Source organism: Cystobacter fuscus DSM 2262, assembly GCF_000335475.2.
GTDB classification, from domain to species: Bacteria; Myxococcota; Myxococcia; order Myxococcales; family Myxococcaceae; genus Cystobacter; species Cystobacter fuscus.
This window is the reverse complement of sequence record NZ_ANAH02000005.1, coordinates 229741-255104: the sequence shown is the minus strand read 5'-3', so window position 1 is coordinate 255104 and position 25364 is coordinate 229741. Positions and strand designations below refer to the sequence as shown.

At 69.7% G+C, this 25364-nt stretch carries 26 protein-coding genes; 16 read left to right on the top strand and 10 right to left on the bottom strand.

From position 1 onward, the window contains the following. Nucleotides 1-5 precede the first annotated feature (5 nt). From D187_RS08630 to D187_RS08610, 5 genes are all read left to right on the top strand, one after another. Nucleotides 6-2558 carry an LPS-assembly protein LptD gene (locus D187_RS08630; protein ID WP_002623548.1) on the top strand — a complete coding sequence of 851 codons (2553 nt, stop codon included), beginning with the start codon at nt 6-8 and terminating at the stop codon, nt 2556-2558. Nucleotides 2559-2631: 73 nt separating this feature from the next. Then, nucleotides 2632-2982: a helix-turn-helix domain-containing protein gene (locus tag D187_RS08625; protein WP_002623549.1), complete on the top strand. Its 351-nt coding sequence runs from the start codon at nt 2632-2634 to the stop codon at nt 2980-2982. A 128-nt stretch (nt 2983-3110) separates the two neighbouring features. Next, nucleotides 3111-4667, top strand: coding sequence for a hypothetical protein (locus D187_RS08620; RefSeq protein WP_002623550.1), 1557 nt, complete (start codon nt 3111-3113; stop codon nt 4665-4667). A 91-nt stretch (nt 4668-4758) separates the two neighbouring features. Beyond that, complete coding sequence (locus D187_RS08615) at nt 4759-5472, top strand: TetR/AcrR family transcriptional regulator (protein WP_002623551.1); 714 nt, start codon at nt 4759-4761, stop codon at nt 5470-5472. Continuing rightward, nucleotides 5415-6203, top strand: a complete 789-nt coding sequence (locus D187_RS08610) for an enoyl-CoA hydratase/isomerase family protein (RefSeq protein WP_043428928.1) — start codon at nt 5415-5417, stop codon at nt 6201-6203. Before D187_RS08615 ends, D187_RS08610 begins: the two co-directional genes overlap by 58 nt. On the opposite strand, the gene D187_RS08605 is transcribed toward D187_RS08610, so the two are convergent. After that, a complete protein-coding gene (locus tag D187_RS08605) occupies nt 6157-7068 on the bottom strand; it encodes a M23 family metallopeptidase (protein ID WP_002623553.1) in 912 nt (303 codons plus the stop codon). The two genes, D187_RS08610 and D187_RS08605, sit on opposite strands and share 47 nt — an antisense overlap. 256 nt (nt 7069-7324) lie before the next feature. Between D187_RS08605 and D187_RS54890 the strand changes: the two genes are divergently transcribed. The 9 genes from D187_RS54890 (at nt 7325) to D187_RS08560 (ending at nt 14084) form a co-directional block, all read left to right on the top strand. After that, the gene (locus D187_RS54890; protein ID WP_002623554.1) at nt 7325-7786 is read left to right on the top strand and encodes a hypothetical protein; all 462 of its coding nucleotides are present in this window, start codon (nt 7325-7327) and stop codon (nt 7784-7786) included. 16 nt (nt 7787-7802) lie between these two features. Continuing rightward, entirely contained in the window at nt 7803-8567 is a 765-nt protein-coding gene (locus D187_RS08595) for an endonuclease/exonuclease/phosphatase family protein (protein WP_002623555.1), read from the top strand. Between the two features lie 144 nt (nt 8568-8711). Further along, a complete protein-coding gene (locus tag D187_RS08590) occupies nt 8712-9113 on the top strand; it encodes a phage holin family protein (RefSeq protein WP_002623556.1) in 402 nt (133 codons plus the stop codon). Further along, on the top strand, nt 9103-9324 hold the full coding sequence (locus tag D187_RS08585) for a DUF3618 domain-containing protein (RefSeq protein WP_002623557.1): 222 nt from the start codon (nt 9103-9105) through the stop codon (nt 9322-9324). Before D187_RS08590 ends, D187_RS08585 begins: the two co-directional genes overlap by 11 nt. A gap of 55 nt (nt 9325-9379) precedes the next feature. Further along, nucleotides 9380-9580, top strand: coding sequence for a hypothetical protein (locus D187_RS08580; protein WP_002623558.1), 201 nt, complete (start codon nt 9380-9382; stop codon nt 9578-9580). Between the two features lie 35 nt (nt 9581-9615). Continuing rightward, complete coding sequence (locus D187_RS08575) at nt 9616-10053, top strand: hypothetical protein (RefSeq protein ID WP_002623559.1); 438 nt, start codon at nt 9616-9618, stop codon at nt 10051-10053. Nucleotides 10054-10101: 48 nt separating this feature from the next. Then, nucleotides 10102-10377: a YtxH domain-containing protein gene (locus D187_RS08570; protein WP_002623560.1), complete on the top strand. Its 276-nt coding sequence runs from the start codon at nt 10102-10104 to the stop codon at nt 10375-10377. A gap of 167 nt (nt 10378-10544) precedes the next feature. Further along, nucleotides 10545-11450 (top strand): hypothetical protein, encoded by a 906-nt coding sequence (locus D187_RS08565; protein WP_002623561.1) that lies wholly within the window; start codon nt 10545-10547, stop codon nt 11448-11450. A 60-nt stretch (nt 11451-11510) separates the two neighbouring features. Continuing rightward, complete coding sequence (locus tag D187_RS08560) at nt 11511-14084, top strand: adenylate/guanylate cyclase domain-containing protein (protein WP_002623562.1); 2574 nt, start codon at nt 11511-11513, stop codon at nt 14082-14084. Between the two features lie 7 nt (nt 14085-14091). Here the strand turns inward: D187_RS08560 and D187_RS08555 are convergent, their stop codons facing one another. The 7 genes from D187_RS08555 to D187_RS08525 all read right to left on the bottom strand — a co-directional run bounded on the left by D187_RS08555 (nt 14092) and on the right by D187_RS08525 (nt 21926). After that, a complete protein-coding gene (locus D187_RS08555) occupies nt 14092-14451 on the bottom strand; it encodes a (2Fe-2S) ferredoxin domain-containing protein (RefSeq protein WP_002623563.1) in 360 nt (119 codons plus the stop codon). A 152-nt stretch (nt 14452-14603) separates the two neighbouring features. After that, on the bottom strand, nt 14604-15368 hold the full coding sequence (locus D187_RS08550; RefSeq protein WP_002623564.1) for a NuoI/complex I 23 kDa subunit family protein: 765 nt from the start codon (nt 15366-15368) through the stop codon (nt 14604-14606). An 18-nt stretch (nt 15369-15386) separates the two neighbouring features. After that, the gene (locus tag D187_RS08545; protein ID WP_002623565.1) at nt 15387-16811 is read right to left on the bottom strand and encodes a complex I subunit 1/NuoH family protein; all 1425 of its coding nucleotides are present in this window, start codon (nt 16809-16811) and stop codon (nt 15387-15389) included. A gap of 2 nt (nt 16812-16813) precedes the next feature. Beyond that, complete coding sequence (locus D187_RS08540; RefSeq protein WP_002623566.1) at nt 16814-18688, bottom strand: NADH-quinone oxidoreductase subunit G; 1875 nt, start codon at nt 18686-18688, stop codon at nt 16814-16816. Then, nucleotides 18685-19950, bottom strand: a complete 1266-nt coding sequence (gene nuoD, locus D187_RS08535; RefSeq protein WP_002623567.1) for an NADH dehydrogenase (quinone) subunit D — start codon at nt 19948-19950, stop codon at nt 18685-18687. Before nuoD ends, D187_RS08540 begins: the two co-directional genes overlap by 4 nt. 39 nt (nt 19951-19989) lie before the next feature. Beyond that, nucleotides 19990-20517 (bottom strand): NADH-quinone oxidoreductase subunit C, encoded by a 528-nt coding sequence (locus tag D187_RS08530; RefSeq protein WP_043428923.1) that lies wholly within the window; start codon nt 20515-20517, stop codon nt 19990-19992. A gap of 71 nt (nt 20518-20588) precedes the next feature. After that, nucleotides 20589-21926 (bottom strand): adenylate/guanylate cyclase domain-containing protein, encoded by a 1338-nt coding sequence (locus D187_RS08525; protein WP_020917881.1) that lies wholly within the window; start codon nt 21924-21926, stop codon nt 20589-20591. Nucleotides 21927-22051: 125 nt separating this feature from the next. Between D187_RS08525 and D187_RS08520 the strand changes: the two genes are divergently transcribed. Next, nucleotides 22052-22522: a PaaI family thioesterase gene (locus tag D187_RS08520; RefSeq protein ID WP_043429056.1), complete on the top strand. Its 471-nt coding sequence runs from the start codon at nt 22052-22054 to the stop codon at nt 22520-22522. A 75-nt stretch (nt 22523-22597) separates the two neighbouring features. Here the strand turns inward: D187_RS08520 and D187_RS08515 are convergent, their stop codons facing one another. Both D187_RS08515 and D187_RS08510 read right to left on the bottom strand, forming a co-directional pair. Then, the gene (locus D187_RS08515) at nt 22598-23155 is read right to left on the bottom strand and encodes an NADH-quinone oxidoreductase subunit B (RefSeq protein WP_043428921.1); all 558 of its coding nucleotides are present in this window, start codon (nt 23153-23155) and stop codon (nt 22598-22600) included. 6 nt (nt 23156-23161) lie between these two features. Further along, nucleotides 23162-23548 carry an NADH-quinone oxidoreductase subunit A gene (locus D187_RS08510; RefSeq protein WP_002623573.1) on the bottom strand — a complete coding sequence of 129 codons (387 nt, stop codon included), beginning with the start codon at nt 23546-23548 and terminating at the stop codon, nt 23162-23164. Between the two features lie 212 nt (nt 23549-23760). On the opposite strand from D187_RS08510, the gene D187_RS08505 reads away from it, so the two are divergent. Further along, nucleotides 23761-25344: a methyl-accepting chemotaxis protein gene (locus tag D187_RS08505; RefSeq protein ID WP_002623574.1), complete on the top strand. Its 1584-nt coding sequence runs from the start codon at nt 23761-23763 to the stop codon at nt 25342-25344. Nucleotides 25345-25364: the final 20 nt, after the last annotated feature.

Here is a 25364-nt window from a genome sequence, read left to right as displayed (position 1 = left end):
GGGCCATGAGCCTGCTGATGCCGGTGGCGGTCGTGCTGCTCGTCTCGGCACAGCTGCCCTTGTCCACCCCACTGCGGCTGCCCACGGGAGAGACCGCGGAGCTGGCGGCCGATTCCGTCTCCTACGCGCAGGAGCAGCGGGTGCTCACCGCGCGCGGACACGCCGTGCTCAGCTCCGGCTCCGTCGTGCTGCGCGCCGACGAGCTCTCCTACGATCAGGCCCATGGGACGGCCGTGGCCCGGGGCAACGTCATGCTCGTCAACGGGCTGATGGCGGCCGTGGCGGACGAGCTCTCCGTGGACCTCGAGTCCTCCGAGGCGGTTGTCCAGGGGGGCCTCTTCATGGAGAAGCGGGGCGTCACGCCCCAGCAGCTACTCCAGGCCCAGACGCCCCAGGAGTTGCGTGACCTGGGCGAGACGCCCGTGTTGATGAGCGGCAGGCGCATCAAGCGCTCCGGTGACAACACCTACCAGGTGGAGGGCATCGCCCTGGCCCCGTGCCTGTGCGGGGAGAGCGTGCCGAGCTGGCGCGTGGAGGCCAGCAGTGCCCGCGTGGAGATGGGCAAGTATGCCTCGCTCACCTTGCCCGTGGTGTTCGTGAGTTCGGTTCCGGTGCTCGCGGTGCCCTGGTTGTACCTGCCCCTGTCCGAGCGACAATCGGGCCTGCTCTTCCCCCGGCCCACGTCGACCGCCGCCTCTGGCTTCGCCCTGGAGCTGCCGGTGTTCATCACGCTCGGCCGGAGCTACGATCTCACCCTCACGCCGGGCTTCTACCTGGGGGGCGGCGAGGTGGAGCGCACCCGGAGCATCGGCAACGAGACCCTCACCCGCGAGGAGCCGCAGAACTACGGTATCCGCGGCCCGCGTCTGCTCACCGAGTTCCGCTACGTGCCCGCCGTGGGAACCGAGGGCCGAGTCACGCTCGGCCTGCTCCACGATCTGCAGCCCGTGCGCAACCCCGTGACGGCGGACTTCTTCCTCACGGACACGGGGGACCTCATCCGCGCGCCGCGCGGACTCCGGGGCGAGGCGTCCCTCCAACACCGTCAGGACCTGGGCGGCGGGTGGTACGACCGCATCGATGCCTTCGCCGTCTCCGACGGGTTCTACACGCGCGACCTCACCGCCGACATCGTGGCTCGCGCGGCCCAGTACCTGAGCAGCTCCGGCGTCATCTACCGCCGGGGCGAGGACCAGTGGGTGGGTCTGGAAGTGGGCCTGCGCCAGGACATCCGCTGGGGCTACGATCTTTTCGGGCGCTCCACGGTGCCGCCCGCCGGGGCTCCGGCCTCCACGGCCATCACCGCCGCGCCCCGCACCTTCCAGAAGCTGCCCACCCTGAGCTGGGTACTCGCCGAGCGGCCGCTCGGTGGCAGCCGTCTGGTCGGGGGCATGCGGGTGGAGTTCACCCGGCTCTCTCCCTTGTTGTCCCTCTTCGGTGATGAGGGCCTGGACGGCCACTTCGAGTCCGATGGCCTGTGGGCGGTGCCGGGAGGCACCGTGCGCGAGCCCGATGGGGCCCAGGGCAATGGTGTCTTCGATGGCGCCGATCGCGAGGCGCGCGACCGGGTGGATCTGCTTCCCCGCCTGTCCTCCTCCTTCGCCCTCGGCTCCTTCGCCCGGCTGTCCCCCGCGCTCTCCGTGCGCCAGGACTTCTACCTGGGCGAGGTGACGGGGCGCGCCGCGCAGCGCGGCTATCCCCTCCTGGACCTCGTGCTGGACTCGCGCCTCGCACGCACCTTCGAGTTGGGCGGCGTCTCGCTGCTCCACTCGATCGAACCCTCCATCACCCTGCGCTACGTGCCCACCGTCTGGGGAGACCTGCCCTCACCAGGTGCCCTGCCCGATAGCCCGGGGCAGCCCTACGATGAGATCGACTCCGCGCTGCCCTCGACCCCGGCGGGCGTGGCGCGCCGCTTTCTCCATGCCGTGGTGGAATTGAACCAGACCCTTCACACCCGCCGGGGCTCCTCGCGCGAGGAAATCCTCCGTCTGAGCCTGGGGCAGGGCTTCGATCTGTCCCGGTTCGCCCCCACGCTGGGCAGCGGCCTGCTCGGGAGCGATGAACTCCTCGCGCGGGACACGTTTGGCCGCCTCAGCGCCCGGCTGGGTCGATTCAGCGGCACCGGGGTGCTGCGTTATGACCCGAACTCCCGGCAAATCACTCAACTCAGCGCGGATTTCCGGGTGGATGTGCCTCAGGCCAATCTCTATGCCCGCTATGACGACCTGCTGGGCGAGGGCTCGGATCGCCTGCGCCGTAGCCTGGATGCCCTGGTAGGGCCTGCGCCAAAGAACGCCCAGCGAGCACAGTTCCTCACAGCGGGCACTCAGGCGACCTTCGGTTTCGGACTTGGCCTGCGGTACGAGGCGCTCCTGCAGCCTCAAACACGCAGTGAGGCCCCTCTCCTACAGCAGACATTTGGTGTATCTTACGGTCCGGCGTGTAACTGCTGGCGTGTCGAAGGACTGGCCAGGCTCGCGAGGGGGCAAGCATGCCCCGAGTTCGGTCTGAACCTCACCGTGACCGGAGTCGGGACGTTTGGAACGGGGGGTTGAGGAATCACAGCCGTGCGTGTGTAGTTCTTCACTGCCTGAGGAAATCCCCTCTTTGAGGAGGACGAGGTCTTTCGTGTCGGAACTCGGAAAACGTATCGGACAGCGCATTCGTGAACTTCGCACCCAGCGCCCGGAGCGCTGGACCCAAGAAGAGCTCGCGGAACGGGCACAAATCAGCGTCTCCTTTCTTTCGATGATCGAAAGAGGAGAGCGGGTCGCCCATGTTGAAACCCTTGCCGCCCTGGCCAATGCCCTGGGCGTGAGTCTCGGCGAGCTCTTCGCCGGAACAGAAGAGACACCTGCTCAGACGGAAGATCTGCTGCGGCCGTTGTCGGACTTCGCCCGCGCCCGGGGCCTCACCGCCCGGGACGTGGATCGGCTGCTGGGCGTGGCTCGCGCCATGTTCAACGGCTCCGTGGCCTGAGCCTGGACGTATGCTGAAGTCGGTGCCCGTCGCTTGACGGGACGCCGGGGGGCCCGGGAAGATGGGACTGTTGACCACGCGGCACTGTCGCGTGGTCTTCATTCCCTCTGCCCCGGAGCCTTCTTCAGATGCGTTTGGGTCTCGCCACATTCGTGGTGCTCACGACAGGGCTGCTCGCGGCCTGCTCTCCTCCGCAGCCCGCCACGTTGGAATTCGTGGACCAGTCTCCCGCCCAGCCCCGGTTGGGGGAGATCACCACCTTGCGTTTTCGCGCCATCGACTCGCGGGGTCTGCCGCAAGCCGGCGTTCAGATCTCCTTCGAGATCCAGCCGCCCGTGCCCGGGGTGGAGCTCAACCCCGCGGTGGCCTCCACCGACGAGAGCAACGGTATCGCCTCCACGCAGGTGGTCGCCAAGGGCGGTCGTGTGTCCTCCGTGGTGGTGACGGCTCGGGTGGGCGACAAGTCGGCCGTCAGCCCGGCGGTCACCTTCGCCGGTTCCAACTCCACCTCGCGCCAGTTCACCTTCCAGTGCGGCACCCTCTCCGGCGAGGGCTCGGGTGGCGTGCACGCCATCAACGCCTATGACGATACGCGTCACCTCATCGCCGGCGTGAAGCTCGACTGCATCGCCCACGTGGCGGACCGCAACGGCGATGGCATCGTCGGCGCCCAGGTGTCCTTCCTCACCGAGGCGGGCACCATCGGCCCCAGCTCCGTCAGCGTCACCGACGTGGTGGGCAACGCCAAGGTCCTCTACAAGACCTCGCTGCCGCTGCCGGACGACGTGGCGCCGGGCACCTTCTCCTGGACTCCCGTCAACGACCTGACCCATACGGGCGAGTACCTCGCGCCGCTGTGGATGCACCCGTTCCAGTGGGTGGAGGATCCGGTCAAGAACTTCGGCGCCGAGGGCACCCTCGCGGAGCCGCGCCGGCCGGATCCCATCCGCAAGGACGCCAAGGGCGTCGTCCTCACCAACAACCCGCGCGACAATCTGGTCAGCATGATCGCCGTCACCTCGGGCGAGGAGGCGTTCGACGACCGCAACAACAACGGCGCCTGGGACACGGGCGAGCCCTTCGTCGATCTCACCGAGCCCTTCGTCGACAACAACGACAACGGCACCTGGGACGCCGGGGAGCGCTACGTCGACGCCAACGGCAATGGCCAGTGGGATGGCAAGAACGGCACGTTCGATCCCGTCACGCTCATCTGGGTCCAGGAGCGCATCCTGTGGACGGGTGTTCCGCACGCGGATGACCGCCCGACCTCCACGAATGCCACCCGCAATCCCCGGCCCGTGGTGAATCCCATCACCCCGGCCACGGGCAACCGCCTGGACAAGTTCGGCCAGTTGGCCGCCGAGTTCATCGTCGCGGACCCCTGGTTCAACAGCATCGCGCGCAATGGGGATGATGACGGGTGCGAGGCGGGCGCGGTGGGCCCCGTGAATGTGAGCAAGCTGACCTCGGGCAGGGCCCTGACCTACCCGCCCTATACCGCGCTGCGCTACGTCATCAAGGATCAGCGCGACCCCACCAACACGAACGCGCCGGACTATCCCGCCGCCCCCAACTCCATCAAGTGGTCGGTCACGGCCCGCTGCGTCTTCACGGCCTCGCCCGTGGATGGTTATGGCGTTCCGGTCGAGGCGCCTCCGGTGGCGGGTGACTTCATCAAGTGACGCGGCCCGTCAAGGGCATTGACCCCGGGCTCCCTCGTCCGTACCGTCTCCCCGGCCGATTGCGGAATCATCCGCCGGGGAGAGTCAGCGCGTGAGTCAGCGGCAGAGCAAGTCGGTGGAGGCAGGGAGCCGGGAGAACGAGCGCCGCCACACCATCCTGCGCGCGGCGATCGACGTGTTCGCCCGCAAGGGCTACCACGGCTGCCGTATCGCCGACGTGGCACGTGAGGCGGGCGTGGCCTACGGCCTCGTCTACCACTACTTCAAGAACAAGGACGAGCTGCTCGAGACCGTTGCCGAGACGGGCTGGGGCGGCTTCGTCTCGCGCATCCGCGCGGTGGCCGAGGAGGAGAACAGCTCGCTCGAGGCCAAGGTGCGCGGCATCGCCGACGTGGCCTTCGAGGCCTACCGCGTGGATCCCCGCGCGGTGAAGGTGCTCATCCTGGAGATCGCCCGCAGTCCCGCGGGCGGCCATGTCGCCAGCCGCCAGCAGGCCTTCCTGGACGTCATCCGCATGGCGGCGGACATGTTCGCCCGCGCCCAGGCCGAGGGGCAGCTGCGCCCGGAGCTGGATCCCATGCTCTGCGCCTCGCTCTTGTGCGGCTCCATCGAAATGGGGCTCACCGCCTTCGTGTCCGGGCTGATGGAAGACCGCAGCCCCGAGGCCCTGGATCGGGCCAAGGCGCAGATCGCCGAGTCCTTTCTGCGCGGAGTGCTTCCCAGCTCCGCCCCGCTCACGGAGACGTCATGGAAGCAGGAGAGTCCGTCGTCCGGTACGAGGCCGAAGGTGGGCAAGCGCGCCTGATCATCAACAGGGAGCGGGCGCGCAACGCGCTCTCTCCCGAGGTGCTGCACGGCCTGCTCGAGGCGCTCACGCGCGCCGAGGCGGACCCCGCGGTGCGCGTGGTGGTGCTCACGGGCGCGGGAGAGCGGGTGTTCTGCGCCGGGGGAGATCTCGGGCAGCTCGGTGGGGAAGGGGGTTTTCTCGCCACGCACGAGGGGCGCCGCGCCTACGGCCAGTTGCTGCTGCGTCTGCAGGACGTGCGCAAGCCCACGGTGGCGCGCGTCAACGGGCATGCGCTCGCGGGAGGCCTGGGACTGGTGCTCGCGTGTGACCTGGCCGTGGCCGCCGAGCACGCCGAGCTGGGCACGCCGGAGGTCGACGTGGGGCTCTTCCCCATGATGATGATGGCGCTCTTGCACCGGCACGTGGGCCGCAAGCGCTCCCTGGAGATGGTGCTCACGGGCGAGCGGCTGACGGCGCGCGACGCGCTCGCCCTGGGACTGCTCAACCGCGTGGTGCCCGCGGAGGGACTGGAGGCCGCGGTGGCCGAGCTGGTGGGCAAGCTCGCGGGCAAGAGCCAGGCGGTGCTGGCCCTGGGCCGCCGGGCCTTCTTCACCGCCGAGGATCTGCCCCTGCCCGCCGCGCTGGAGTACCTGTCCTCGCAGCTGTCGCTCAACGTGCTCGCCGAGGACGCCGCCGAGGGCATCAGCGCGTTTCGCGAGAAGCGGCCCCCGAAGTGGAACGATCGCTAGCGGTGAATTGCAGTTGGAGCAGCGTCGTGGGGTCCACCCACAGGTCGTCGACGCGGGCGCCCCAGTGCAGATGGGGCCCGGTGACGCGGCCCGTGTTGCCCACCTTGCCGAGCAGCTGTCCGCGCTTGACGCGCTCGCCCTGCTTCACGGCGATGGCCGACAGGTGGAAGTAGGCCGTGTAGAGGCCGGCTCCGTGGTGGAGCAGCACCGTGTTGCCCGCGGCGTAGTTCTCGCGCGTCATCACCACCGTGCCCCCGTTGGCGGCGGAGACGGGTGTGCCCGTGCCCCCGGAGAGATCCGTGCCGAAGTGCTGGCTCTGCTTCTGCCCGTTGAAGGTGCGCAGATCCCCATACGGCGCGGTGACGCGCGCCTTGCGTGGCAGGACGAAGGCCTTGTCGAAGAAGGGCTCGGCGAAGGGCTGCGCGAAGGCGGTGCTGAAGGCGGCCTGATCCGCCTCCAGGCGGGCCTCCACCTCGGGCGGGGGCTTCACGAACTTGTTGGCCACCTTCAGCGTGCGCGTGCGCCACCCGGGCTCCACCACGTCCAGCGTGTGGGTGAGGAGCAGGGGCTCCGCGCCTGGAGCACCCGCCACCGTCACCGTCAGCGGCAATTGTCCCGGCACCTGCTCCACGGGAAGGCCCATGAGGGCGGCGAAGCCCCCGGGCACGGCGAAGAAGCGCAAGGGGCGCTCTCCCAGCGTTCCCGTGGGCGCCTCCTTCGGCCCGCGCACGGTGATGAGGACCGGGTCGCCCGGCCGGGCCCGGGCGGGCTGGAGGAACAGTTGGGGCGAGGGCTCGGCCGCGAAGGCCGACAGACCGAGGACGAGCAGGACGAGGGGCAGACGCCGACAGGACAGGCTGAGCACGGCGGGGAGATATGCGCGGGCCGCCGGGGGGGCGTCAACGCGGGAATACGGGCGAGCGGTGGCCCCCGCTCGCTGGCCCGGGCCCCTGGGCGACTGCCGGGAGGCTGGGCGGGGCACGTCCCATCTCCCGGAGGGCAGGCGAGCGAACAAGGCCCCGGATGAGCCATCGTTCCCTCCGGCCGGAGGGCGACCTAGCTTCTGTCCATCCGTTTTTCGAGGGGATTTCCAGGGCGTTTTCTGAGGGGGAGATAATCGGATGTCGCGTTCTTATAGCTTCGAGCCGTTCACCGTTGCCAAGTCCACCCCGAGCCGGGGTCTGCGCCGTCGGGACAAGCAGCACCTGTCCGAGAAGCGCGCGTCGCAACGTTCGTCGGATTCCGCACTGCACTACGGCCGTGCCCACGCGGAGACCGAGGAGTTGCTCCAGGTGCGCGCGATGAACGCGCAGCTCGAGTCGCTGGCGGGCCTGTCGGCCGATTCACCCCTCAAGCCCACGGCGACCAATCGGGGCCAGCCCATTGGGGCGCTGCCCCTGGCCGAGGAGCCGATGGTGGAGCGCGGCAAGAGCCTGCGCGACGTGTTCGGCGAGGCGCTGCGCCAGTTCCGCGCCGTCCAGTCGGGCCTCGAGGACGCCACCCGGGCCACGGGGCGGCTCTTGTCCCTGCCCATGGAGGCGGCCCGCATGGCCGCCGCGCGTCTGCGGCTGGTCCAGGTTTGAGCGGGACGGGGGCGCCGTGGGGCTGACGCTCGTCTCCTACAACATTCACAGTGGTATCGGGACGGATGGCCGCTTCGCTCTGGAGCGGGTGGAGGAGGTGCTGCGTGAAGTCGACGCGGACCTCATCGCGCTCCAGGAAGTGGGGGACTACCGGGGCGTGACGCCCCGGGATGATCACCCCGAGCACCTGGCCAGGCAGTTGGGGCTGCACCTGGCGTTCGGCCCCAACGTGGAGCGCGGCGGCCGCCGCTACGGCAACGCCATCCTCTCCCGGCTGCCCATCCTCCGCTCGCGCAACTACGACCTGAGCGTGGGCGACAACGAGCCCCGGGGCGCCCTGCGCTGTGATCTGGACCTGGGCGGGGGCCAGCAGTTGCACCTCTTCTGCCTGCACCTGGGGCTGGGCATCCGCGAGCGCCGCCGGCAGGAGTCCCTGTTGCTGTCCTCCGACATCCTCCGCGACGCCGTGCGCAGTGTGCCGCTCGTGGTGTGTGGAGACTTCAACTATTGGGGGCCCGGCGCGGTGCGCGGCCTGGCGCGTCAGGCCATCCACGACGCGGCCCTGGAGCTGGAGCAACGAGATCGCACCTTCCCCTCCCGCTTTCCGCTGCTGCGGCTGGATCGCATCTACGTGGACGAGGGTGTGAAGCCGCTGTCGCTCCAGGCCTACCGCTCGCCGCTGTCCGAGCTGGCCTCGGATCACCTGCCGCTCGTGCTGCGCTTCGAGACGCGGCCGCAGCCCCAGGTGTCGGACTCCGCTCCGGTGCAGCTCATCGGCTAGTGAGCCCCGGGCGCCGCTCGCGCGGGAGGAAGCTGATGGCCGGTGGACACATTGTCGCCATTGCCGTGTGTCGGGGTTGTGGCGGATGACGGGAGCACCCTAGTTTGCGGTCTCCGCATGAGAGCGACTGGGGAGCAGATGGCTGTGAGTAGCGAACAGACGGAGCGAGGCCTGGGCCCGCTCGTCGCGCGGTTGACAGATGGACTCACCCGGCTGGTGTCGCAGCATCTGACGCTGGCGCGCGCGGAGTTGGTGGAGGACGCGCGCCTGGTGGGCTCGGATCTGGCGCGCCTCGCCGCCTTCGTCCCCTTCGTGCTGGTGGGCTACGGCTTCCTGTGCGCGGCGATCGCCGTGGCGCTGGCCAAATGGCTGGGCATCGCCGGGTCGCTCGCGCTGGTGGGCGGACTCAACCTCGTGGGCGGCATCGTGGGCGTGTCCCGCTCGGCCGCCCGCCTCAAGGCACATCGGGTCATGGACGAAACGAAGAACGAACTCAACCGCAGTGTGACGGCGCTCGCCCAGTCGGAGGGTCCTCATGGCCGCTGACAAGAATGCACGCTCCACGACGCGTACCCCCGAGGAGATCCGCGCGGAGATCGAGCGCACCCGCGCCGAGCTCAGTCACTCCGTGAGCGCCCTGCGCGAGGAGGTCGCGTGGCGCACCGACTGGCGCGAGTGGGTGATGCGCCGGCCGCTCGCGTGCGTGGGCGCGGCTTTCTTCATCGGATTCGTCATCGGCAATAGCCAACGGCGCTGACACGCCCCACCTTTCAGAACCAACCCCGACACCTTTTCACGAGGAAGGCGCTTCCATGAACATCAATTCCCAGCAGTTGCAGGACAAGGCCCGGCAGATCCAGGACAACGTGCTGCCGCAGATCGACGAGGCGCGGCGCAACCTGGAGGATCTCAACGCGCGCACGGTGAGCTTCATCCGCGCCAACCCGGGCACGTGCCTGCTGGGCGCCGTGGCCGTGGGCTTCATCATCGGGCGCATCGCCTCGCGCCGCTAACCTGTTGCGCTTCCTCGACGACTCGGAGTTCTGACATGACGACCTTCCAGAACAGCTCTGGCAACGGCGGGCCCTCGGGCAACGGTGGCCAGTCCCCGAACAACCAGGGTTCGGGATTCGGCCAGCGGGTGGATCAGATCGGCTCGGACGCCCAGCACCTGTGGGACAACGCGCGCGGCGCGGTGACGGACCTGCGTGACTCCATGGACCTGGTCGGCCGCGTGGAGCGCAATCCGTATCTGATGGTGGCCGCCGCCATTGGCGTGGGCTATGTGCTGGGCGGCGGGCTGTTCACCCGCACCACCGGGCGGCTGCTGCGCCTGGGCGTGCGGCTGGCCGCGCTGCCCATGGTCAAGGACGAGCTGCTCGGCATCGCCGAGGCCGCGATGCGCGGCGTCGAGGCGGGCGCCGGCCGGGTGGCGGACATGCAGGGCTCGTCCTCGGGCGGCCCGGCGCGTCCCCAGGGCCACTAGAGCCGTAGGTTTCATCCGTTTCCCTCTCTCGCCGCATTCGGAGCCCCCATGTTCAATGCCAGTGATCTGAAGAACTTCAGCAAGGATGACGTGCTCGACCTGCTCGGGCTGGAGACCAAGAAGGGTCCCGCGGACTGGGTGTTGCCCACCCTGGGCGCCTTCTCCGTGGGCATCCTGCTGGGCGCGGGCCTCGGCCTGCTGATCGCCCCCAAGCCCGGCGCCCAGCTGCGCGATGATCTGCGCAACCGCCTGCGCGAGGGCCAGGACGCCCTGGCCAACGCGACCGGCCAGAGCCGCACCGAGGCCGCGACCCGCAACGTCTGACGTCCAGGCACGTCCGGACGCCGCCAGCGCCACCCGGCTGGCGGCCATGGGAGGGGCGATCCGCTCGATGCGGGTCGCCCCTCGGGCTTTTTCATGCGAAAGGTCACGGCGTGACATCGCGCGACGACGAAGAGCCTCGCCGGGACACCCCCAGGGAGCTGCCTCGGGTGACCCCCGCCCAGGAGCGGCTCCTGGCCCGGACCCATGGCCTGGAGACGCTGGAGTCCGCCTACGACGCGTGGAGCGAGTCGCGGCGGGACTTCCTCGCCGAGCGCGCGCACTACCAGCGGGAGTTCGAGCGGCTGGATCAACAGGGCTCGTTCCTGGTGGGCGCGGTCCGGCAGGCCTCGGCGCAGCAGGGCGCTCCAGTGGAGCCGGCCGCGGTGGAAGCGGCGCCCGAGGGGTCGGCGCTCGTGGCCGGAGAGGGCCCCCTGCGCGACTTCCTCGGACAGGCCGAGCAGAAGCTGGCGCGGGCCAAGGAGGCGCTCGCGCGGGAGCAGGCCGACAGCGAGCAACGCCACCTCTCCGCCTTCGAGGAGTGGCGCACCACGGTGAGGGAGCGGGTGCGGCGCCACCTGGCCGCGGCGCCTCCGCGCTTGCGCCTGCTCTTGCGCAAGGTGGGCGCCACGCGCGCCGTCCTCCACGTGGAGCGCGTGAGCGGGGACACCCCCGTGCTCCTGCTCTACCTCTTCACCGGACGCATCCCCTCGCGCCACGGCTTTCTCTTCGACGACTCCACGGACGACGTGTCGCTGCCGCCCGCGCCGCTCTACGCGGAGGAGGGGGTGGCGCCCCACGAGGTGCGTCCGGAGCCGGCCGCCCTGGAGGCACGGCTGCGCTCGCCCGGGGAGGTGCTGCCCGTCAAGGGCTTCCTGCCCGTCTTCGTGCCCCGTCCCGGCGGTGGCGAGGACTTCTTCCGCCTGCTGCAGCGCGGGCCGGTGATGGAGGTGGAGGTGGCCGAGGGCGGTGCGTTCCGCGCCATCCTCTCGCGCGAGGAGTCCGAGCGCTTCGCCGGACATCTGTTGCGGCTCAACCTCCAGGGGCAGATCGTGCTCGAGGTGGAGGCGGGCTGAACGTCCCGGTGCTCTTGCGGGCTGGGGTCGTGGGCGGGACGCGCTATCCTCGCGCCTCCCGTGCGCAGCCTTCCCATCTACTCCACCGGCCTCCGCTTCCTGCAACGGCTCGGCTACTCGCTCCTGCAGGCCACGCTCTTCGGCGTCATCCTCGGGTTGCTCGTCTACTACCGCGTCCCGCGCGCGCAGCTGTCCGAGGAGGCCACTCCGCTCGCGCTGCTCGCGCGCCCGGCGTCGTGGCTCCAGGCCGCCGAGAACGTCACCTATGACTGGCGCGCGCGCTCCCTGGGCGCGCGGGGCTCGCGCTCGGATCGTGTGGTGGTGGTGGCGCTCGACGACGAGACGCTCGCCGAGGCGCGGCAGGATCAGCACGCGGGCATCGCCTCCTACCCCTGGCCCCGGGAGATCCTCGGGGGCCTGACACAGCGGCTGCTCGACGAGGGCGCCGAGCTGGTGTTGCTCGATCTGCCCCTCACGGAGCGCAGTCCCCGCGCCCCCTTCTCGCCGGGTGCGCCGGGCCAGGAGGAGCGGGACGATGATCGGGTGTTCCGCTCGCTCCTGGATCAGGTCCCCGGCAAGTCGGTGCTGGCCTTCTCCTGGTCCGCGGATCGGGGCGTGCCTCCGGGCAGCCGGCTGTGGCCGTACCGCGTCCGGCTCGGCACCTCGCCCACCGAGGCCGAGGCGCGAGGCCGGGTGCAGAAGATCCTCGCCGATCAGCGCCCGGCGTTCCTCCTGCCCGGCAAGGGCGGGGTGGAGGTGTGGGCGGGCGTGGCCAGTGAGCAGGAGGGCCAGCGGGTGGCACTGGAGCAGGGCGTGCGCGAGCCCCCGCGCGTCCAGGAGCGGCGCATCTCCGACGACGTGTACCGGGTGGGGCCGCTCGAGCTGTTCATCTCGCTCGCCGAGGTGAAGGTGGAGGGGCTGGACGCGTCGCAGCTGGGGGAGGTGCGGCAGGTGGAGCACCCGGTGGCGCCGCTGCTCGGCACGGCGAGCCTCTATGGCGCCATCACCCTGCCGGCGGATCCCGACGGGGTGGTGCGGGCCGTGCCGCACCTGGTGAGCTACCGAGGCCGGGACGGCACCCGACGCGTGCTGCCCTCCATGCCCCTGGTGGCGGCGATGCTCCAGGCGAACACGCGCGAGCTGCGCTACGCGGACGGGCGGCTGTACGTGGGCGATCGCTTCTCGCTGCCCATGGACGAGTCCGGCTACAGCCTCATCCGCTGGGACGCGGCGGAGGTGGGGCGCGGCTCGCGCGGCTCGGTGGCCCGGGCCATTCCCGCGTGGAACGTGCTGCTCAACTTCTTCGCCGTGCGCGAGGGGGTGCCGCCGCGCGCTGCCCACGACATCGACGGCCGGCTCATCGTCTTCAGCAACACCTCGCGCCGGGCGATGAACTTCCTGCACACCCCCATTGGCGAGCGCACGCCCACGGGCGCGGTGCTCGCGCAGTCGCTGGTGAACCTGTTGCAGTCCGAGAGCCTCTCGCGCGCCACCCGGCGGTGGGATCTGGGGTTGACGCTCGGCATGGCGCTCTTGGGCGCCTTCGTCGCGCTCACCGTCAACCGGGGCCTGCGCTCCTCGGGGGACGCGTTCCTGTACCTGTTCGTCATGGCGGCGGTGGGGGTGGGCTATGCCGTGGGGGCCTGGTACGTCTTCGTCCACCGGCTGTTGTGGGTGGCCATGGTGGGCCCGCTGCTGGCCATGGGCCTCACCTTCCTCTTCACCATCGTCCAGGCCTCGCGCAGCGAGCAGCAGCTGCGCCACTTCATCACCGACGTGCTCGGCCGCTACGTGAGCCCCGAGGTGGCGCGGCTCGTCACGCGCGACCTGCGCCAGCTCACCCGCCCGGAGCTGCGCGAGGTGACGGTCTTCTTCTGCGACCTGGACGGCTTCTCGCGGCTGTCCGGCGAGCTGCCCCCCGAGCGGCTCGTGCAGTTCCTCAACGAGTACCTGACGGAAGTGACGGACGTGGTGCGCGCCACGCGCGGGCAGGTGGACAAGTACATGGGGGACGCGGTGATGGCCTTCTGGGGCGCGCCCGTGCGCACCGAGCGCCACGCCCACCACGCCTGCGAGGCCGCGCTGGTGGTGCGCTCCACGCTGCTCGCGCGCCAGGAGTACTGGACGAAGACGTACGGCCACTCGGTGCAGTGCCGCATCGGCATCGACAGCGGCGAGGTGCTGGTGGGCGGCATGGGCAGCACGCTCGAGTCCAAGTACTCGGTGCTGGGCCGCTCGGTGAAGTTCTCCATGTACCTGGAGGGGCTCAACCGTGGCTATGGCACCTTCGTGCTCGTGGGCGACGGCGTGGCGCGCCTGGCCCAGGACGGCTACGTCTTCCGCGAGGTGGACAGGGTCCGCCCCAAGGGGCGCACCGAGTCCACGCGGCTGCACGAGCTGGTGGGCCGCAAGGGCGAGGTGCAGGCCGCGGCCCAGGCCCACCTGTCGCTGCACGAGCAGGCGCTCACCGCGTACCACGAGCGGCGCTTCGACGAGGCGCTCGCGCTGTTCACCCGGAGCGTGGAGGAGTTCCAGGATCCGGTGGCGCGCGTCTACATCGAGCGCTGCCGCGTCTTCACCCAGAAGCGCCCGGCGGAGGACTGGGACGGCGTGTTCGTGCTCGAGGGGCCGTGAGCCGGCGCTAGCCTTCGGCTTCCTCCGGGTGGCCGAACAGCTCGATGACGGGCTTGTCCTGCATGACGTGCTCGGCCACCACGCGCCGCATCTTCTCCGGCGTCATGTGCGAGTAGTACGCCTCGCCCTCCCAGCCCATGAGCTGGTAGTCCTCGGGCGAGAGGGGATCCCTCTTGCGGCCCGTCTCCTCGCGGATGACGACGTTGGGCCCCATGTGACAGAAGCCGTAGCAGCCGCCTCGGTACAGTTCGCAGCGCGGCTGGAGGGAGCGGGCGGAGAGCTCCTCGCGGGCGGCCTGGGCCACGGCGTCGGAGCCACCGGCCTTGCAACTCGAGCCCTTACACACGGAGAGGCGGTAGCGCTTCATAGGAAGCCCCACCCTATGGGAGTTGCCGAGGTGGGCGAAAGGGCCGTGCAGCCGGCGAGGGGCTCCGCGCGCTGGAACGGCACCGGCCCGCCGTCCGCCGCGCGAAGGCGGAGGGGGCGGGCCGGCGGAGGGCACCTCTGGGCGCCTGGGGACTACTTGAGGAACTTCGTCACCGGCACGGGGCCGTCGTTGGAGATCACGGTGCGGCCGTTGGGAACCGGCTCCGCGTGGCCCGTGGTCAGCGCGGGCGCATGGGCGGGGTGGCCGTGGTCGTGGTGCTCGTGGCCCTCGCCCACGCGGGTGTGGGCTTCCTTGTGCGCGTGGGCCGGCTGCCGCGAGTCCGAGCGCTTGTTCCAGGGATCCGACGGGTGGGACACCGCGGGCCCCTTGAGCAGCTTGGGGATGTCGTAGACGAAGCCCTGCCGGTTGTACTCGGGCGGAGTGTGCGTGTACGTGTCCATGCGGATGGCGTCCTTGGGGCACGCCTCCACGCACAGGCCGCACACGATGCAACGCAGCTCGTCGATGACGAACTGGGTGGGGTACTTCTCGATGACGCGCGAGCTCTGATCCGCGGCGTCCACCGGGTACTCGCCCGCCTCGATGTAGATGCACTGGGCCGGGCAGATGGTGGCGCACATGTAGCAGGCCACGCAGCGCGGCTTGCCATCGTCGCGCGGCACCAGCCGGTGCAGCCCGCGGTAGCCCGGGGGATAGGGGATCTTCTCCTCGGGGTACTGCACCGTGGTCACCAGGCTGGTGCCGGTGCGCTCCTCGAAGGGCGTCTGGGTCTCGCGCGTCCCGAAGAGGTTGCGGATGAAGTGCCGGGTGGTGATGGCCAGGCCGCGGAGCAGCTCCGGCAGATAAGTCCGCTCGCGGATGTCGGTGCGGGGATCCTGGGATGCGTTGTAAGCCATGGTGACTGTTCGCTCCGACTAGTGCGAGGGGGCCGTGGAGGCACGTGCGTGCACTCCGGCCGAAGTGGGCGCCGACGGGGCCGCCAGCCCGGTGCCGTGCGTGTCCTCCTCCTTCGAGGCCGAGGACGTCGTCAGGGCCACCAGCACGCCGATCTGCAACATGCCGAAGAGGGCGAGGTAGCGCAGCGAGGGATCCCAGAGGATGAGCGCGCCCGTGACGAACACGTTGATCAGGCCCAGCGGCAGGAGGATCTTCCAGCCCAGCGTCTGGATCTGATCGTAGCGGAAGCGCAGGAAGGACCAGCGGATCATCAGCTGCAACCAGATGAAGAACAGCGTCTTCACCCAGAACACCGTGCCGAGAATGGTGCCGTACAGCCAGCCATGCTCCTTCATGACGGGCAGGTTGGACAGCCACTCCCCACCGAAGGGCAGGTGGTAGCCGCCGAAGAACAACGCGGTGATGATGCCGGCGAGGATCACGACCTCCACGAACTCGGAGATCATGAACAGGCCGAACTTCATGCCCGAGTACTCGACGAAGTAGCCGATGATCTCCGACTCGCCCTCGGGGCTGTCGAAGGGGGCGCGCTTGGTCTCGGCGAAGGCCGCGGCGAAGAACATGAAGAAGCCGAGCGGCTGCAGGAGGAAGCCCCACGCGGGGATGCCGATGTCGAAGCCGCCCACGTTCGTGGACCAGAGGTAGCGCGCCTGGCCCGTGGCCTCGCCGCCCAGGCCGAGCTCATTGGCCACGTTGCCCACGAAGGCGGGCAGTTGCACCGTGGAGAAGGCCATCATCAGGCCCACGAGCGACAAGCCGAGCGCGACCTCGTAGGAGATCATCTGCGAGGAGGCGCGCACGCCGCCGAGCAGGGCGAACTTGTTGTTGGAGGACCAGCCCGCGAGCGAGGTGCCGTACACCGCCAGCGAGGCGATGGCGAACACGTAGAGGATGCCGAAGTCGGGCGTGGCCACGACCATGTCCACGTGCTGGCCGAACACCGACACGCTAGGGCCCGAGGGCACCACGGCGAACAGGGCGAACGCCGGCGCGAAGGCCAGCATGGGGCCCAGGTTGTAGAGCAGCTTGTTGGCCGCCGCCGGGAGGTGATCCTCCTTGAACAGCATCTTCGCGCCGTCGGCGAGGAAGTGGGGGATGCCGCCCAGGGCCGTGTCGCGCAGCAGGGGCAGATCGATGCGCGCGCGGTTCGGACCGATGCGATCCTGCATCAGCGCGCTCCACTTGCGCTCGGCCATGGTGAGCAGGGCGGCGGTGCCCATCACCACGGCGAGCATGAGGATGAGCATGTTGACGATCCGGCTGGCGCCGGTGAAGAGCTCCTTCTCCACGAAGCCGCCCAGGACATAGGCGATGCCCGTCATCACGGCGTACAGGCCAATGAAGACGGCGAGCATGGTGAGCATGGCGAGAACGCGCTTCATTGTCAGAGACCTCGAACCCTGGGAGCGCCGAACTCACGGTAGCCCGCCGGCCGACCGTCGGCACCGGACGGCAGCGGGTTGATGCCAGGCTTCTCCCGATCGGGCGGAGCCGCCTTGTCCCAGTCGAACGAGGCGAACTCGGGCACGCTCTTGCCCAGCTCGCGGAAGGCCTCGCGCGTGGTCGTCCAGGAGGCCGTGCCCCCCAGCTCCCGTGTCAGCTCCGCCACCAGCTGCGCATGCGGCACGGCCTCGCCCTTGGAGGGGTAGGCCTTGCGGAAGCGCTGCACGAGCCCGTCCACCTGCACGAACGAGCCGTCGTACTCCACGTGCGCGGAAGCCGGCAGCAGCACGGTGGCCTGCGCGGTGAGGGGCGACTCGTTCGTCGCCTGCACCACGAAGGTGTCCAGCTTCGCCGCCGTCTGGGCGAAGTCGCCGCCGGGCACCTCGGCGCCCACGGCGTAGAGCGCCTTCACCTTGCCGCCGTCGATGCCCTGCACCAGCGCCTCGAACGGCTGGAGCTTGAGCTCCAGGCCCTGGGCGATGAGCTCCAGGCCCTTGCGGTTGGGGTTGCGGTCGGCGGTGAGCAGGTAGTGGTCGGCCTCGCCCTGCGGGCGGCCCCCCACGTACACCTCACGCACGCCCAGCGTCGTCTTGGCGAAGGTGAGCGCGGCGAGCAGATCCTCGTTGGAGGCCACGGGCGAGGCGAGCACGGCCACCTTGCCCTTGGCGTCCGCGAGCGCGCGGCCCGCGGCCTGGATGGCTTCCTTGCGCGCGACCTCGGGACGGGCGGTGCCGCCCTGCTGGCGGCCCACCACGGCGTTGAGCACGCGGCCCAGGTTGAGGCCCTTGTAGGTGAGCCGGCCGTGATCGCACATCCAGCTCTTGTTGACGGCCTCGTTCTCGCGCGGGCGGTAGCGGTACGTCTCCTGCCCCATGAAGTCCGCGTAGGTGTTGCAGCCGCGCGAGCACCCGGTGCACACCGAGGGCGCGGCGGACTGGAACCACGTGCGGGCGCGGAAGCGGTAGTCGCGGCTGAGCAGCGCGCCCACCGGGCAGATGTCCACGGTGTTGAGCGAGTAGTTGCTGCTCAGCTCGCTGCCGGGGAACGTGTCGACGACCTCGTGGCTGCCGCGGCCGAAGATGCCCAGCTGCGGCTCCTTGGCCACCTCGTTCATGAAGCGCACGCAGCGGCTGCACAGGATGCAGCGCTCCTGGTCCATGACCACGCGGGGCCCGAGCACCTTGCGCTTGTTCTTCATGACCTTCGCCCCCTCCAGCCGGGAGGGGCGGTAGTCGTAGCGCATGTAGTAGTCCTGCAGCTTGCACTCGCCGGCCTGGTCACAGATGGAGCAGTCCACCGGGTGGTTGAGCAGCAGGAACTCCATCACCGCGCGCTGCTGCTCCTTGACCTTGGGGGTGTTGGTCTTGATGACCTGCCCCTCGGCGAGCGGCGTCTGGCACGCGGGCACCATCTTGGGGGCGTTGGACGCCTCCACGAAGCACATGCGGCAGTTGGCCGCGATGGACAGGCGCGGGTGGTAGCAGAAGTAGGGGATGATCGAGCCGACCTTGCGCGCCGCCTCGATCATGTTCGTGCCCGGCTTGGCGATGACTTCCTTGCCGTCGATGGTGCACGTGACGAAGCCCGGGTTCTTCGGCGGGGGCGGGCCGGGCGGCTTGGGCGCCGGAGGCGGAGCCGCGGCGGCCGGGGGCGGCGCGGTGGGGGTGCTGTGCGCGGCGGGCGGCGTGTCCAGCTTGGGACCCGCGGGCGGATTGGACGGCTCGGAGCCGATCTTCGCCGCGGGCGTGTCCGTGGGCGCGCCCTTGACGGGCGGCTGCGCGTCGCCGGTGGGCTTCTTGGTGTCGTTGTCGCTCACTGCTCGACCTCGCCGCCGATCATGTTGATCGTGTCAAACGTGGGAATCAGGTCCGCGAGCATATGGCCCGTCACCATGGACGAGACGGCGGACAGGATGGGGAAGCCCGGCGCGCGCACGTGGACCTTGTAGGGCCGGCCGCCGCCGTCGCTCACGATGTACCAGCCCAGCTCGCCGTTGGCGGACTCGGTGGAGTCGAAGACCTCGCCGGCGGGCACCTGGATGCCCTCCATCACCAGCTTGAAGTGGGAGATGACGCCCTCGATGGTGCCGTACACCTCGGGCTTGGGCGGCAGCGCGATGCGCCAGTCGTCCACGATGATGGGCCCGCTGGGGATCTTCGCCAGCGCCTGGCGCAGGATTCGCTCCGACTGCTTCATCTCCTCGATGCGCATGAGGTAGCGGTCGTAGTTGTCACCGTGCTCGCCCACCGGCACGTCGAAGTCGAGCTGGTTGTACACCCAGTACGGCCGCGTCTTGCGCAAGTCATAGTCGACGCCGCAGGCGCGCAGGCACGGGCCCGTCCAGCCGTAGTCGATGGCGTCCTCGGCGGTGATGATGCCGGTGCCCTTCATGCGGTCCACGAAGATGCGGTTGCGCGACAGGAGCGATTCCACCTCGACGTTCAGCTCGCGGATCTTGTCCAGCGACTTGAGGGTCCGCTCGATCCACCCCTCGGGCAGATCGCGGTTGAGCCCGCCCACGCGGCCGAAGCTGGTCGTCAGCCGCGCTCCCGTCAGCTCGGCCACCCGGTCCATGATGAGCTCGCGCGCCTCCATGGCGAAGAGGAAGGGCGCGAAGCCTCCGAGCTCCATGCCCGTCGCCGCCACGCACGTGAGGTGATCATGGATGCGGTGCAGCTCCGAGCCGATGACGCGGACGTACTGGGCGCGCTCGGGGATCTCCAGGCCGATGAGCTTCTCCACGGCGTTGAGGAAGCCGAAGTTGTTCATCAACGGGGACGCGTAGTTGAGCCGGTCCGTATAGGGCAGGCACTGCGTCCAGGTGACGTTCTCGCAGCTCTTCTGGAAGCCGCGGTGCAAGAAGCCGATCTCGCAGTCGGCGTCCTTGATGGTCTCTCCCTCCAGGTGCACCTTCATGCGCACCGTGCCGTGCATGGCGGGGTGGGAGGGGCCCATGTTGATGAACATGGGCTTGGACTGCAGGTGCGCCTCCAGCTCCGACTCCTGGGCATAGGCGTCGGTGTCCGGGTTGGGCACGTCGGGGCTGGGATGGGCTGCGGGCTTGTGGGGGTCCGCCATGATGTCCTCGAGGGGCGTGGCCGGTGGGAGAGCGGGCGATCAGGAGACGCCGCTGGTACCGGGGCCGCGGAAGATGTCCTTGATGGGCCGCTCGGGAATGAGCGGCTGCCGGTCGCGCAGGGCGTAGTCCTTGCGCAGGGGGTGGCCCTGGAACTCCTCGTAGAGCAACACGCGGCGCAGGTCCGGGTGTCCCGCGAAGCGCACGCCGTAGAAGTCCCACACGAAGCGTTCCCACCAGTTGGCGCCCTTGAACACGGGCACCAGCGAGGGGATCTCCAACTGCGCTTCGCTCACCCGCACCTTGAGGCGCACGTGCTCGCGGCGCGACAGGGAGCTGATGAAGTAGACGACCTCGAAGCGCGGATCGTTCTCCGCCAGGTGGAGCCGGTCCACCGCGTCGATCGACACGAAGAGCTTGAAGTCCAGCTCGTGCTTGAGGAAGGCGGCCACCTTGGGAAGGTGCTCCGCGTGGATGACGGCCCAGGCGCCGCCCGTGCGGTCCAAATAGCGCTCCGCCACTGCCTCCGGAAACTGGGCAGTGACCCTGTCGAGTGCGTAGGTGCTCAAGAGGCCTCGATGCTGGCTAGGGAATCCGGGGCGTTATAAGGACGCGCCTTGGGGGGCGTCAACGGAATCCCTTAGCCATCCTCGCCACTTACGCGAGACAGAAGCCGGCGTTCCCCCGATCGGGGCTTCCGGGCCACCACCCCGGCGTTTTCCCGGGGGTCCAGGGGAATGAACGTGGACACCGGCTCGCGCTTGCCCGCCACGGGGGTGGGGGGGAGCTCCTTCCACAGGAAGCCGTCGCCCGCCCGCTCGCGCGTCTCCCGGGACACCAGCACCGGCGTACCGTGCCGCTTGGTGAGCTGTTCGATCCGACTGGCCAGGTTCACCGTGTCGCCAATGGCGGTGTACTCGAGGCGCCGGGCCATGGAGCCGATGTTGCCCAACACCACCCGGCCGGTGTGCAGGCCCACCCCCATGCGCAGCACGGGCTCTCCCCGCGCCGCCCGCCGGGCGTTCACCACCTCCAGCTCCCGCACCATCTCCAGGGCGCACTCCACCGCGCGCCGGGGGTGCTCGGGCTCGGGCAGGGGGGCCCCGAAATACACCATGAGTGCGTCCCCAATGAACTTGTCGAGCGTGCCCCCATGGCGGAACACCACCTCCACCATGTGCCCGTAGTACTCGTTGAGCAGGGTGACCACGGCCTCGGGCGACAGCCGCTCGCTCATCGCGGTGAAGTCGCGCAGGTCCGCGAAGAGCAGCGTCACCTCGCGCAGCTCGGGCCGGGACGCGGGAGAGGCCAGGTCCTGCAGGCGCTCGGCGACGGCGGGGGCGAAGTAGCGCCCGAGCTGGGCGCGCTTGAGCTCCTCGCGCGTCAGCGCGGAGACGAGCACGTGGATGCGGTGGAAGAGGTAGCGCGAGGCCCCCGCCGTCAACGCGAGCACCAGCACCGCCACCAATCGGGCGCCCATGCCCACGTCGGCCTCGGCCTGCAGTTGCACCTCGGCCACGGCCGCCACGGCCGCCACCAGGAGGAGCACCGTGCGGCGCATGGACAGGGCGGACAGGACGATGACGAGCGCGTAGAGGCCGAGCGTGAAGCCCGCCACGCCCGCCGGGAAGGGAGAGACGGGCAGGGCGAGGTGCTGCAACCAATAGATGGCGGGCACATCCACCACCGCCAGGGACAGCCCGGCCCAGCTCGCCACCCGGCGCCAGCGCACCACCACCGCGAGTGACACGACGGTACACAGCCAGTAGGCGAGGAAGGGGGCGAGGTACACCCGCCAGTCTTCGAGCCCCCGCACCAGGCCCAGGTACACCGTGACGAGCAGCACGAGGGACACCCCGAGGCAGCGCAGCCACGCCAGCCGCACCGTGCTGTTCTGGCGCTCGGCCTTGAGGGCCTTGTCCACCGGCTCCCGCAGGAAATCGGCCTGCGGGGGGCGGGTCTGCCCGGAGTCGTCCACGAAACCTCTGAAGTAGGGAGGGAGGTGCGGGCATCCTCGCACGGACGTCGGGGAGCACGCATTTCCGAGGCGGACGCCCGCCCGCCTCGCGGCACGACTGTTAACGGAAGCGTATGGTGAGTGCCATGTCCCCGACTTCCCCCGAGAGCCTCCAGGAACGCTTCGCTCCCCATCTGGCCTGCTTTGGTTGCGGCCCCGCCAATTCTCAAGGTCTGCGAATCCGCAGCATCGTGGAGGGGGAGCGGGTCGTCGCCGACTGGACCCCCGCCGAGCACCACCAGGCCTTCCCCGGCGTGGTGAGTGGCGGAATCATCGGCGCGTTGCTCGACTGTCACTGCAACTGGACGGCGGCCCACACGTTGATGAAGGAGCGGGGCCTGGACACACCGCCCTGTACCGTCACCGCCGAGTACTCCATCCAGCTCAAGCGCCCCACGCCCCTGGGGCCCCTGCGTCTCGAGGCCGGCCCCGTGTCCCAGGAGGGGGACAAGGTCGTCGTCGAGGGCACCCTCACCGCTGGGGGCAAGGTGTGCGCGACGTGCCGGGGCACCTTCGTCGCGGTGAAGCCGGGCCACCCCGCGTACCACCGCTGGTAGACATGACGAGGGCCCCGTCCCCTCCGGACTGGAGGTTCACGGGGCCCGGGTCCGACCGGTGCTGGCGTCGGGGTGCTACTTGGTCAGCGAGTAGTTCTGCGCCATCAGATCGTGCGGCGTGGTGCCGCGGTGGCCCACGCGGTGCGTCTGGTTGGCGATCTTGTCCTGCAAGAGCCGCAGACCGTCGAGCACCTGCTCGGGACGCGGCGGGCAGCCGGGGATGTAGACGTCCACCGGGATGATGCGATCGATGCCCTGGAGCACCGCGTAGTTGTCGTAGAAGCCGCCCGATGAGGCGCACACGCCGAAGGCGACGACCCACTTGGGCTCGCACATCTGCTCGTACACGCGCTTGAGGATGGGGGCCTGCTTCAGGTTGATGGTGCCGATGACCATCAGCATGTCCGCCTGGCGCGGCGAGAAGCGGGGGAACTCGGCGCCGAAGCGGGCGATGTCGTGCCGGGCGGACGAGACGGACATGAACTCCATGCCGCAGCACGCGGTGGCGTACGGGTAGGTGAAGAGCGAGTACTTGCGCGCCCAGCCCAGGCCCTTGGACACCATGCGCTCGATGAAGCCCATGGCCTCATCCCGGCGGGTGGTCAATACGGGTGCGATATCGGATTCAGCCATGGTTCCTCAGTGCTCCCACTCGAGAGCGCCCTTCTTCCAGACGTAGATAAGGCCCACCACGACAGTCGCCGCGAAAACCACCATCTCCGCGTAGCCGAACCAGCCGAGTGCCTGGAAGTTCACCGCCCAGGGGTACAGGAAGACCGCCTCGACGTCGAACACGATGAACAGCAGGGCCACCACGTAGAACTTCACCGCGAAGCGCTGGCGCGCCGTTCCGCTGCTCGCCGAGCCGGCCTCGAAGGGAGCGGACTTGATGGAGCTCGGCCGCTTGGGGCCCGCGAGGGCCGCCAGGTTCACGATGACGAGCGCCAGCACGCCCGCCAGCAGCAGCACGAGCGCCAGCGGCAGGTAGGAGCTCAGGGGGTTGTTCGGATCAATCGCGGGGGTCATCGCTCGCGGACCCTAGGGACAGCCGCGAGAGGTGTCAACGTGAAACCCGGAAGCGCCAACCCCCGGACATGACAGCGGAAAGCCCCGGCGGCCCCCCGGGCCCTCCTCCCCGCGTGCCAAGGAGGCGCGAGGGCGGGGTTTGACGCTCCGCGCGCCGCCCCCTAGGGTCCTGGCCCGACGCGTCGTGCGATCAGACAGGAGCAGCGCCGGGCATGTGGGGTCGGCTTAGTCTACGCTGGCAGGTGGCATTCGCGGTGCTGGTCCCCAGCCTCGCCGTGGCCCTGTTCAACGGTTTCTACTATCCCGAGCAGCAGCGTGAGCAGGGGCTGCTGCGGCTCGAGGAACAGGCGCACGCGGTGGGCGGGCTCGCCGCGCAGGACATCTCGTTGCTGCTGGAGGAGAGCGAAGCGCGGGGGATGAGTCCGCCGCCGCCCATCCTCGAGCGCGTGAAGTCGCGGGTCTTCGATCGCGTGGAGCAGACGAGCCGGCCGGGCGCCGTGTCCTTCCAGGGGATGCTCACGCCCCAGGGCGAGGTGCTGGCCGAGCGGGGCAACGTGCCGTCCGCGCAGACCTTCAAGAACCTGCCCTTCCTGAAGGAGGGGAGCTGCTCCGAGAAGCGGCTGGAGGCCGGCCCCATGGCGTTCTGCGGGCTGCCCGGCGGCTACGTGTACGTGGTGGGCCTGAACGCGGCCACGGTGATGCAGGAGGCTCGCTCCATGCGCTGGTCCAGCTTCTTCGTGTACCTGGGCGCCATGCTCATGGGCCTCTTCATCGCCTTCTTCATCGGGCGGGCCATCGCCGAGCCGGTGACGCGCATGACCCAGGCGGCGCGCGAGGTGGCCCAGGGCGACATGTCGCTGAGCGAGGTGGACGTGGCCTCGGCGGGCGAGGTGCGCATGATGGCGCACTCCTTCAACGAGATGCTCGGCACGCTCCGGGGCACGGTGTCCGAGCTGCTCACGCGCCTGGAGCAGCTCTCCAGCGCCTCGCGGGGCCTGTCGGGCGCGTCCGCGGATCAGGAGCACGTCATCAGCCAGCAGGCGGCGTACGCCCAGCAGATCGCCGCGACCTTCGAGGAGCTCAGCCGCACCGCGGAGCAGATCTCCAGCTCCACCGAGGTGGTGGAGTCCAGCGCGCGGCGCACGCACGAGGCGGTGGCCGAGGCCATGGCGGTGGTGGCCCAGGTGGTCGCGGGCATCAACGACATCCGCATGGAGTCCAAGGGCGTGGCCGACGCCATCGTGGGCCTCAACCAGGACCTGCAGCAGGTGTCGAAGATCGCCCAGGTCATCAACCAGGTGGCGGAGCGCTCGGACCTGCTGGCGCTCAACGCGGCGCTGGAGGGCACCAAGGCGGGCGAGGTGGGCCGGGGCTTCTCGCTCGTGGCGGCGGAGATGCGCAAGCTCGCCGAGAGCGTGTCCGCGTCCGCGCGCGACATCGGGCGCATCGTGGAGAAGGTGCAGGACTCGGGCAACGAGGCGGCCACCAAGGCGCGCGTGGGCATGGCGACGAGCGATCGCGGCGTGGAGGTGGCCGAGCAGGCCTCGGCCGTGTTCCAGCGCATCGTCGAGCTGGCGCGCGGCACGAGCGAGGCGGCGCGGCAGATCACCATCGCCACGCGCCAGCAGCGTCAGTCCAGCGAGCAGGCCGTGCAAGGTGCGCGCAACGTGGCGGACCTGGTCAAGCAGGGCGTGGACGCCACGGGGCGTACCACGCGCATCGCCCAGGATCTGCAGAGCGTGGCCGACAGCCTCAGCGTGCTCACCAGCAAGTTCAAGGTGGCACGCGATCGTTGAGGTGTCCTGGTGCGTCGGCC